At 40.5% G+C, this 10458-nt stretch carries 10 protein-coding genes; 7 read left to right on the top strand and 3 right to left on the bottom strand.

The annotated features are described in order from the left end of the window. The 6 genes from Q1V93_RS09795 to Q1V93_RS09770 form a co-directional block, all read left to right on the top strand. Nucleotides 1-258, top strand: a 258-nt coding sequence (locus Q1V93_RS09795) for a DUF4261 domain-containing protein (RefSeq protein ID WP_300664211.1), incomplete at its 5' end; no start/stop codon positions are given. A gap of 132 nt (nt 259-390) precedes the next feature. Continuing rightward, nucleotides 391-516, top strand: coding sequence for a hypothetical protein (locus Q1V93_RS09790; protein ID WP_300664209.1), 126 nt, complete (start codon nt 391-393; stop codon nt 514-516). Nucleotides 517-563: 47 nt separating this feature from the next. Continuing rightward, entirely contained in the window at nt 564-986 is a 423-nt protein-coding gene (locus Q1V93_RS09785; RefSeq protein WP_300664208.1) for a hypothetical protein, read from the top strand. Between the two features lie 182 nt (nt 987-1168). Then, nucleotides 1169-1669: a tetratricopeptide repeat protein gene (locus Q1V93_RS09780; protein WP_300664206.1), complete on the top strand. Its 501-nt coding sequence runs from the start codon at nt 1169-1171 to the stop codon at nt 1667-1669. Between the two features lie 152 nt (nt 1670-1821). Continuing rightward, the gene (locus tag Q1V93_RS09775; RefSeq protein ID WP_300664204.1) at nt 1822-2184 is read left to right on the top strand and encodes a hypothetical protein; all 363 of its coding nucleotides are present in this window, start codon (nt 1822-1824) and stop codon (nt 2182-2184) included. 315 nt (nt 2185-2499) lie between these two features. Next, a complete protein-coding gene (locus Q1V93_RS09770) occupies nt 2500-2907 on the top strand; it encodes a 5-fold beta-flower protein (protein ID WP_300664202.1) in 408 nt (135 codons plus the stop codon). Nucleotides 2908-3248: 341 nt separating this feature from the next. Here Q1V93_RS09770 and Q1V93_RS09765 read toward each other — a convergent pair whose 3' ends face one another. The 3 genes from Q1V93_RS09765 to Q1V93_RS09755 are packed head-to-tail and all read right to left on the bottom strand — an operon-like array spanning nt 3249 to nt 5499. Beyond that, nucleotides 3249-4100 carry an urea transporter gene (locus tag Q1V93_RS09765; RefSeq protein ID WP_300664200.1) on the bottom strand — a complete coding sequence of 284 codons (852 nt, stop codon included), beginning with the start codon at nt 4098-4100 and terminating at the stop codon, nt 3249-3251. 28 nt (nt 4101-4128) lie between these two features. Then, nucleotides 4129-4428, bottom strand: coding sequence for a hypothetical protein (locus Q1V93_RS09760; protein ID WP_300664198.1), 300 nt, complete (start codon nt 4426-4428; stop codon nt 4129-4131). A gap of 45 nt (nt 4429-4473) precedes the next feature. Next, nucleotides 4474-5499, bottom strand: coding sequence for a methyltransferase (locus tag Q1V93_RS09755; protein WP_300664196.1), 1026 nt, complete (start codon nt 5497-5499; stop codon nt 4474-4476). Between the two features lie 106 nt (nt 5500-5605). On the opposite strand from Q1V93_RS09755, the gene Q1V93_RS09750 reads away from it, so the two are divergent. Continuing rightward, the coding region (locus Q1V93_RS09750; RefSeq protein WP_300664195.1) for a non-ribosomal peptide synthetase at nt 5606-10458 on the top strand (4853 nt) is incomplete at its 3' end.

The following is a 10458-nucleotide window of genomic DNA, read 5'->3' as shown; positions in this document are numbered from 1 at the left end:
CGCAGAGGTGAAAAAACGAACAGCGCTTATTCTTATGGGTTGACTGCCTTTGACAAACTGGAGATGGAATTTATCAATGCTCCGCTTGATTTGAAAGATTTACATGCATTTTTAAGTAATATCTGTGCGTACGTGATCAAGAGTGATGTGACATTTAAAAGTGGGGAAACCTTAGGATATACGGAAGACCAGAAGATCAGAATCACGCAATCCAAAGGACAATTTGTAGAAGGTCAGAGTTTTAAGTTTGAAATGTAAAATTATTGTTTATCAAATAGTTAATGCTGTTTATTTACATGTAAAGTTTAATTGAATGATTCCTGAAATATTCAAAAAGTACCAGGCAGAATTGGAAAGTCTGAAAAGAGATTCCATTCTGATCAGTGAAAAGTGAATGTATATAAAGGAAAGCATGAATATGTCTATTCATTCAGCAGAGTTTGTTTTTTACTTGAAAAAGTGGAAACCATTGATCCGGATAAAATCACATTGAAACCACTTGAGATTTACGGATAGTCTACACAGAGAATGAAAAAACAAATCAAAGCACAACAATAACAAAAATGACGATAGAATTAGTTCACGAATTATTTACCGCTATTGCAGAAGCAAATACGAATCCATTCAGAATCCTTGATGGTCAGAATATTCTGAAAGGGAATCCGGTTGCTAAAAACATATTTGTTTCTGTGAATGGCGACGGCTTGATTAAAAACGGCGGTTTTGATACATATTTGTATGAAATCAAATCGGGTAAAATAACCAATACCCATGTGAAACAGGCATTCGAAGAAATCGGGTTTACTTCCGGGTTGGAAATTTTGAACAAGGCGAGAAGAAGTGCGAACCTGAATGCCCTGGATATGGCGTATTATCAATTAGACGAAGAATTTGAACAATTGCTCACCGACTACCTTCAGCAGCATTGGGACACTCCTGAATTTATCGCTTACTGTGATTCGATTTCATTTAAGCGCGATCAATAACAACTCAATACGAAGTACAACAGGGCGAACCGTTCGGGAATGATTTTTATAGCATATAAATATGAGACAGTTGAAGAGGTTTAAGGAGTTCAAACCAGTGAGACCGTAGATTTCAATGAAAACCTCCAATCAATTGTATTCCGGAATAAAACAACTAATTAATAAACAATCAAAAACACATCATGGGACTATTTAGCGGATTATTTAAAAAGAAAGAGAAACCAATCGTTAAAAAGAAAGACGAACTGCTTGCAAATTCAGCAAAAGTAAGCATGGAAAAAATGGAAGAAATCCAGGTATTCCTGAAGGATAAGATGGATGCAGATGAATACAATTCGGCTTTTAACCAGGCATGCAGAATGATTCCGAAAGGACAGTACACAGAAGCGATTGCAGTGTTTGAATCCGTTTATGAGCACTCAACTGATACTTACGAAAAGGGAAGTTGTGAAAGCCAGATCGGAGCATGCCACTTTTTTCTCGGAGATTTTGAAAAAGCATTGGAGTTTTACACTAAATCATTCCATTCCGGTTACGACAAAGGTGTGATTGACTTCAATATTTGGGAAGCTTGTGAAGAATTGATGAAAATAGATGGTAACAAGGCGAAATGGTCGCAGTATTACTTAGATCTTTTTCCGAACGGAGAATCCGCCAGAAAAGCAAAAAAGAACAGAGCTTAAATGAAGGGATTTAAATTCCTTTGCGTTCTTTGCATCTTCGCGTTTCTAACCGCAAAGAAGCGAAGAGCGCGGAATCTCGAAATCTTCATAGTGGAAAAAAAATCAAGCTGTATTTTTAAGATGCTGTATAACTATATGAATACCACATCAAAATGAAGAACATCCAATTAGAAATACTCGACAAGTACGAGGGAAATGCCAATTTCGAATTCATCGAAGGGAATATCTATAAAGATATGGAAGAAAATCACTATGTATTTGCCCTTTCCTATGAATTGGAAGAAACGGAAGATTCTCAATATCCGCTGGAAGATATCCTGGACGAGTATTTGCTCCACGTATCGGATTTTATTGACGAAGACCGTTTTTATGCTTCGCAGGAAGTAATATTGGAATTGGGGGGAGATTTGGAAAACGTGAAAGAAGCCATTGCCGCCATTATTGGTAAACGAGTCTACAATCAGGAATATGAAGACGAAAAAGGAGTGTTGCGCGTTAAATTAATCATTGAATAAACACGATTTAGCAAAAACGAAATGGAACTTACATACCTGGCAAATTGCACGGAATATGCAGAAATTGTGGATCGAAAATTGTAAACCAAATGGCTGACATGTTCCAAAAATGCAGAGATTATCCGAACGGATTTATTTTATCCTTCAGCGAATGTATGAAGAGCATCAGCGAATTTGTATTTGGGGGTTCAATGTTCAAATGTAGGTGTTATTTTTAATCCTGTAAAACGTGATTAATTCATTTGGAATGAGCAATTTGTTTAGTGAATAAAACAAAAAATTGAAATCGGTATAAACAATTAAAAACAAGCAAAAATGAAAAAAGTATTTGCAATTATTCTTGTCCTTAGTGGTACAACATTCGCTAAAGCACAAACCATCGAGTCGGGGAGTCACGGTACGACAGGCTATATTAAAAGCGACGGAACCATTGAAAACAGCAGTCATGGAACAATCGGATACATCAAAAGCGATGGAACGATTGAAAACAGAAGTCACGGTACAATTGGTTACATTAAAAGCAATGGGACAATCGAAAACAGTAGCCACGGTACAGTTGGTTATGTAAAAAGCGATGGAACAGTAGAGAACTCCAGCCATGGAACAATCGGATACATCAAAAGTGATGGAACGGTTGAGAATTCCAGCCATGGAACAATCGGTTATGCAAGAGGAATTAAAAGAGAATGGGCTGCCGTAGCGTATTTCTTCTTTAAGTTTTAAGGAATTTTAAAAATTGAGATGCACCGAGAACAACTTTTCATTTTCCGGAAGTATGAGTAGTTTGCTTCGAAGCAAGATTCCTGGATGGTCCTTATGCTGAAAATCGTAGAAAAGGAACAAATGGAGCGGAAAAAAGCATTTCCTGTTTGAGTCCGACCAGCGAAAGCTGTCGGACGCGTTTTAAATGCTTTCGCGAAATGCCGTGTACTTTTCAGATTTTCGAATACAGACCTGGACTTTTGGTTCTTTGCGGCAATGGCAAAGAACGTCTTGATAAAAATTAATTGTAGCAAAGGATGGCTTCGACTCTGCTCAGCCGTCCTTTGGTACAAACCAAATGATTATTTTTTTCGGGAAACCAAATTCTTAAAAAACAACGTCATACAAGCCGCGGCAACAAACGGAAACGTAAGTTGGATAAGCTGGTAATGACGCATCGTTAAACCAATTGCAACGGTTAATACAACCGAAATCAAGACCCAAAGACCATCCTTTACCTGGTTTCCTGCAAATACAATGGCGCACAATACGGCGTTATAACTCAACAATCCCATCCCGATTTCTCCAACAGGAACAGAGCACCAGAAAGATAAAATTCCGGCAGCTAATGCGCCCGCAAGACCATACAACGCGGAGATAGGAGATTGAATAAAAACACCGGTAAAGAAAGCCAGCCCGGCAAAAACACTTCCCTGGAAAATAACTTGTCCGAACCCTTTTAATGCAAATGTCAAATCCGATGCAACAGGAACTGAGTTACTTAACAATTTGGAGGGTGCAAGCGGATATACCTGCTGAAACAACCAAATGATTCCCCAGGTTACCAACACAAACGGTAGTGTAAACACCGGAATTTTTTTGACAATAAACAGATGCTGTAAAATTGTTGCTGCGATCGAACCTGCTATAATGGCCGGCCAAACAAGCCAAACGGGTTCAAAATATAAAATCAGTGCCGGACCAACCAAAGCTGCGCTAAAACCATAGAATCCTTTTTCGATTTCAGATTGGTCGTATCGGAGTACCTGAGCTGTGATTGTTCCGCAGCAAACGGCTAAAATGGCAGCAAGCCCCATGAACGGCGATCCGTAAAAAATCCCCGCCAGGAATAACAATCCGGTTGCAGCGTTTTCCTGGAGCATGATTTGCCCCAAACCTCTTAAAAGAATCAATGAAAAACGGTATGTTTTCATTCCTGTAAATGTGTGGAAATTAAGATCTTCATTTTCTGTATTTGAGAACAAACTCCTTTGCTTCTTCCATAGAAAGCGGGTAGGGAACTTGCAGATAAGTTCCGGGACCAATGTGCTCGTATGCATGTTGAAAGTAAAAGCCGTGATCTTTTAAAAATTCCGCCAGTTCCCATGCTTTTTTGTCGTGCTTTTTGGGTGGTTTGAATTTGTGATTTAAGAACGTTGCCGGATTTCCGCAATCGGGGCAAGTCAGGCTGAATTCAGCTTGAAAATCAGTTATAATACTAAAGGATTTTCTGCATTCAAAACAAACCTTTTTATGCCCCATATTGCGAATATACTTGTAAATGAAGTATGAACTCTTCAGTCCTTTTTATTTTTCACATTCAACAATACTTGAAATTTCAGTACCGGTCAAAATCAAACGTTTAAAGGTTAAACCCGATTTTTCAATCAAGGTTTTAAATTCGCTTAAAGTTCGTTCTTTTCCGGTGGTCATTGCCATGATGTTGATGTCCAGCAGTTTTCCCGCATGTGGTTTATTCTGCGAATCATCCGGAATCACAGAGTCAATGATCAATAACCTGGCACCTTTTGGCATCGCATGGCAAACGTTTTTCAGGATTTGAATCGATTCTTCATCATTCCAGTCGTGGATAGTCCACTTGGTCATGTAAAGATCCGCTCCTTCAGGTATGACTTCTTCAAAAAAGCTTCCCGCAGCGGTTGAACAGCGTTGCACCAAGTCCTGTGGTATGGATTTACTGGTTAAATCAGCAATGTAAGGTTGATCAAAAATAATTCCCTTGCTTCCCGGAGTAGCTCCCAAAATGGCAAACATCAAAGCGCCGTTTCCACCACCGACATCAACCAACGTTTTGTAAGGACTAAAGTCATAAGCATCAATGATGGCTTTCAAAACTGCGCCCGACATTCCTGCCATGGCTTTTGCGAGGTTGACTCCCGCATCGGGATTTTGCTGATAATATTCCCAAACCGGAATTCCATGTGCATGGTCGAAAGGTACTTTTCCGGTTTTTACGCCGTATGTCAAATCTCCGAAAGCAGGGAAGTGTTCACCAAGATTTGCCAATGCCCAGGGTTTAACAGATCCCGGAACATCCGTCAGTAAGGTTGATCCGAAATCGTTCAGCCCAAAAGTCCCGTTTCCTTTTTCTTCAAAAATTCCTACACTGGTAACTGCCCGAAGCAAGCGGTAAAGAGACGGTTCATCAGATGCTGTTTCCTTTGCCAGTTCGGAGAGGGTTTTAGGACCATCGATCAGTTTATCAGCAATATCGAGTTTTGAAACCGCATGAATACAGCAGGCAACCCAGTAACCGCTGATTAGTTCATACATTTTAAAAGATAATTCGGGGTTTTGTGGCAATTTTTCCATAGTGAATAGTTATTAATGTTAAAACGACTAAAATTATGAAAACCGTTTATTTTTCCATAATTTCATTTTGAAAATAAAACAGTTGAACCACTAAAACTGAATAGAGATGTTGGCTGACGTACTGAACATTTTATCGTTGTTGAATAATGTAGAGAAATCACATGCCCAAAAAACGGCGTTGGTTCATGAAAGTGAAACGATCACATTCGAACAATTACATATTCAATCAAACAAGCTTGCCAATTATCTGAAAAGTAAGGGAGTCAGTACAAACGCTCCGCTTTGCTTTTGCCTGGATCAATCCATTGAAAAAGTGGTGGTCATGCTATCTATCTGGAAAGCCGGAGGAGCATATGTTTCGCTTGATCCGTTATATCCCGATAACCGGTTGCAACACATTCTGGATGATACGGACAGTCCTGTACTAATTACGACAAAAGCTTTTTCCGATAAATTTTCCTGGTATAACGGGGAAGTTATTCTCCTTGATGAACAACGGGATGAACTAGAAGAGGAAGCAAACGAATTGCTCTATTCTGATTGTGAGGACGGCCTGGCTTACCTGGCGTACACATCCGGAAGTACCGGAACTCCTAAAGCTGTCATGGCGGAACACAAAGGATTGGGAAATTTTGTAAGTAGTTTTGGCGCATTTTTAAATGCCGGAGAAGGAGATACAGCGCTGAATATCTCATCCTCCAATTTCGATGGAATCGTTCTGGATCTTTGGGTGCCGCTTTCTCTCGGAATGACCGTTTTTCTTTATCCGGATAACCGAATTGTGGGTGAACCTTTGCTTCAGTATATCCGGGAAAATGACATTTCGATTCTTCCTTATCTTCCGGTTTCTATTCTGGCTACTTTACCAACGGATCAACCGATCGGGAAACTGCGGAAAATCTGCACGGGTGGCGAAGCCCCGGTGGTTCATGTGATTGATCATTGGAAGAAAAAAACAGAGTTGATTAATATCTATGGCCCCACTGAAACGACCGTGGTGGTTTGCGGATTTCAATTTGACGAAGATCATCCCATAAACACGATCGGGAAACCTTTACCCAATGTGAATTTTTATGTTCTGGATGAAGAAATGAACGTACTTCCGACAGATGAAGTCGGTGAACTTTACATCGGAGGAATCCAGGTTTCCAGGGGTTATTACAATCAACCGGAATTGACTGCAGAACGATTTTTGGATTTCATTACCCCGGAAGGAACAATGAACCGGATTTATAAAACAGGAGACCTCGTTCGCAGACTGGCAGATGATATGATCGAATTTGTCGGCAGGGCAGATCAGCAGGTAAAAATCAGGGGGTTCCGGGTAGAACCGGCTGAAATTGAAGAAACAATCCGTCGCTCCGGTCTCGTGGAAAACTGTATCATCGTTGTTAGGGAAGAACGAAACGAAAAGCAAATGGTTTGCTTTTACAAAAATGGCAAGGATAAAAATGCATTCCCGGAAGATTTACGGGCCTACCTATTTGAGCAGCTTCCGCCATACATGATTCCCTCCCGGTTTTTAGAAATCGAAACATTTCCATTGACTGCGAATGGTAAAATAGACAAGTCCGGTTTAAAAAATATCGCGTCGGGCGAAGAAAAAAGAAGGCATTTTGCCGCTCCTCAAACAGAGTTACAACAACAATTGGCACTTCTTTGGGTGACTGTTTTAAACATCCAAACGGTTGGCATACACGATAATTTTTTTCAATTCGGGGGAAACTCCATTCTTGCCTACAAATTGGTGAGTCAAACCAGAGAGAAGCTTCATCTTGATTTACAAATAGCGGATCTTTTTTTGTATCCGACCATTCACAACCTGGAACAGTATATCCTGCAAAAAGATTTTGACGAGAATGAATCCGACACTTCTCCGGCTGAAAACAATCGGGGAGAGCTTTCCGCTCAGCAACAGGCATTGTGGTTTCTCGACCGGCTTCATGGAAGTGTGGCTTACAACGTCGGTGCCATTTATCCGATCAGGAAAGATGTTTCTTTGATAAAACTGGAGCATGCAATTCGGAAATTGTTGAAAAAGCACCCGGTTTTAAGAACGGTAATTGAAGAGAAAAACGGATTGGCATATCCTGTTGAGATCAACGAAAGCAATTGGGTATTGCAGGAATTGTATCATTCGGAAAACCTGCAGGAACTCTTACAAATGCCATTTGACCTCGAAAGAGATTACATGCTTCGTGCGTATGTGATCCATGAAAACGACCGGCCTCAATCTTTGTTCCTGATCGTTCATCATATCGTTACGGACGGTTGGACAATGCCTTTAATAGTGGAGGGGATAAATGCCAACTACAATGAAGGTTCAGGCAATGAAACCGGAATAATTTCAGACGGATATGATGATTACAAACAATGGCAGCAAAAACAGAATAACGATGATGGCATTCGTTTCTGGAAAAATTACCTGGAAGACGTGCAGGTTTTGCAAATCGCGCATGATTTTAAAAAGCAGTATCCTCATTCCGACCACGGAAAACAATTTCAATTTGAGATTGATGAAGACCTGACGAAGGCTTTAAAGAACGTTTCAGAAGAGCAATCAACCACTTTGTATACAACACTGATCTCTGCATTTGGTTTGCTGATGCAATATTACAGCGGTCAATCCGATATATGTATTGGAAGCCCGTTTGCCAACCGTCCGCATTCTTTTGATCGGACGATCGGTTATTTCGCCAATATGCTTCCTGTGCGCATGAAAATAGATGGAAACCCTGCATTTTCAGAATTTCTCAAACAAAACAGGGAGTTAATGCCTGCAATTTTTCAGCATCAGTATGTTCCGCTTGAAGCAATCATCAGTCAGGTGATCAAAGACCGTTTCGCGGGCCATAATCCGTTGTTTCAGAATGTTTTTGTTTTGCAGCAACCAATCGAAGAATCTGAAAATAACCAGGTGATCCATGCTGAAAAAATCGAATGGATATTTAATGGACGAACCAAATTCGATTTACAGTTTGAAGCACTTCCGGTTGGCGAAAAACTAATCGTCAATCTGGATTATTCGGATGCCTTGTTCAGTGAAAAAACGATCAGGGAAATGGCTGCTTCTTTTCAGCATCTTCTGGAATCAATTGCCTTGGATCCGGATATAAAAATAGGGGAGATTGCTCTTCATTCTACTTCAGACGATTTATCGAATGACCTATCCGGAGAGGGGGAAATGACGAAAACCTTTGTGGAGTTATTCGAAGAGCAGGTCGAAAAAACACCGCAAAAAACCGCATTGGTATTTTCAGGAAAAGGTATTTCGTATGCGGGGTTAAATGAAAAATCAGGAAAAGTTGCAGAGTTGCTCATTGCTTCAGGAATCAAAAGCGGAGATTTTGTGGCGTGTTTCCAGGAACAATCCGTTGAGCGAATCATTACCTTATTGGGAATTATGAAGGCTGGTGGTGCTTATGTTCCTTTGGATATTACTTATCCGGTTGGCAGGATTCAAACAATTTTGGATGATACCGGTGCAAAAGTGCTTATTACATCAGAAGCGATTGATATCGCCAGGCTCGAAATGCATCCGCCGGTTTTGTTCATTGAACAGCTTTTGACTACTCAGGTAGAAAAGATCAGAGAACGTTTTTCAAATACGCATTCGCCTTCTGATCTGGCTTATGTCATTCACACATCGGGAACAACCGGAACACCCAAAGGCGTTTTGATTGAACACCGGTCTTTGGGAAATTTTATCACGGAATATGGCAATTTGCTGGATCTTGGAGAAACGGACAATACGCTTCAGTTTTCGCCTTATAATTTTGACGGGTCGGTCATTGATCTCTGGATTCCTCTAACAAAGGGAGCTACGATTCACCTTTATCCGAATAACAAACTGCTGGGAGATCATTTGGCGGAATTTCTTTCTTATCACGCTATTTCTGTGATTCCGTTTATCTCGCCTTCGGTTCTTTCCACGATTCCACCGTTTGTTGAATTGCCTTCACTGAAAGTTATCGGAACAGGCGCGGAAACGTGTCCGCTACAGGTCAGTAATCACTGGAAAAAGCGTGTAAAACTGCTGAATATGTATGGGCCTACAGAATCTACTGTTGCTGTCAATCAGTTTGTTTTTGATGAGATTCATCCTGGAAATACCATTGGTACAGCCATCAAAAACATGCAGTTGTATGTGCTGGATCAGTACCTGCGTCCTGTCCCCAACGGTGTGATCGGTGATCTTTATATTTCGGGAATACAGCTCGCGAGAGGATATCTGAATCAACCCGGATTGACCGCTGAAAAATTCCTTCCGAATCCTTTTTGCGTGGAAAAAAACAGTATTTACAGCAGGATGTATCAAACGGGAGACCTGGTAAAAATCTTGCCGGATGGACTGATCGAATATGCAGGAAGAGCAGATCATCAGGTGAAAATAAGAGGTTATCGTATAGAGCTGGCAGAAATTGAGCAGACTCTTTGCCTGATTCCCGGAATACAAAACGCCTCGGTGCATGTTTATACACAAGCTGAAAATATAAGGTCTTTACGAGCATTTGTTGTGGGAATACCGGATATCCAGTTTATAAAGAATGAGTTAGGCAAAAAACTTCCCTTGTATATGATCCCGAATGAACTATTCATGGTGGATGAGATACCGTTACATTCCAACGGAAAAGTGGATGTCCGGTCTCTTGATTTGCTGGCCGAAAAATATGCTCAGGAAACGGATGAAGCCGAAGAAGAACCTGCCAATGAATACGAAAAGATCATCAAAGAAGTTTGGACAGAAGTATTGCAATGCCCGGTTAAAAGCATGGAAGCCGATTTTTTCCAGTTAGGAGGACATTCGTTGCTTTTGACAAAATTGTACAACAAGCTTTTCAAACATTTTCCCAATAAACTATCGTTAAGTGAATTGTATGTAAACAGTTCTATTCGAAAATTGGCGGTGTTAATCGAAGAAAGATATGAGCGTCCGGATACAAGTCATTATGCATTGGG

Source organism: Fluviicola sp. (assembly GCF_030151805.1).
GTDB lineage: Bacteria > Bacteroidota > Bacteroidia > Flavobacteriales_D > Crocinitomicaceae > Fluviicola.
This window is presented reverse-complemented; position numbering and strand designations above follow the sequence as displayed.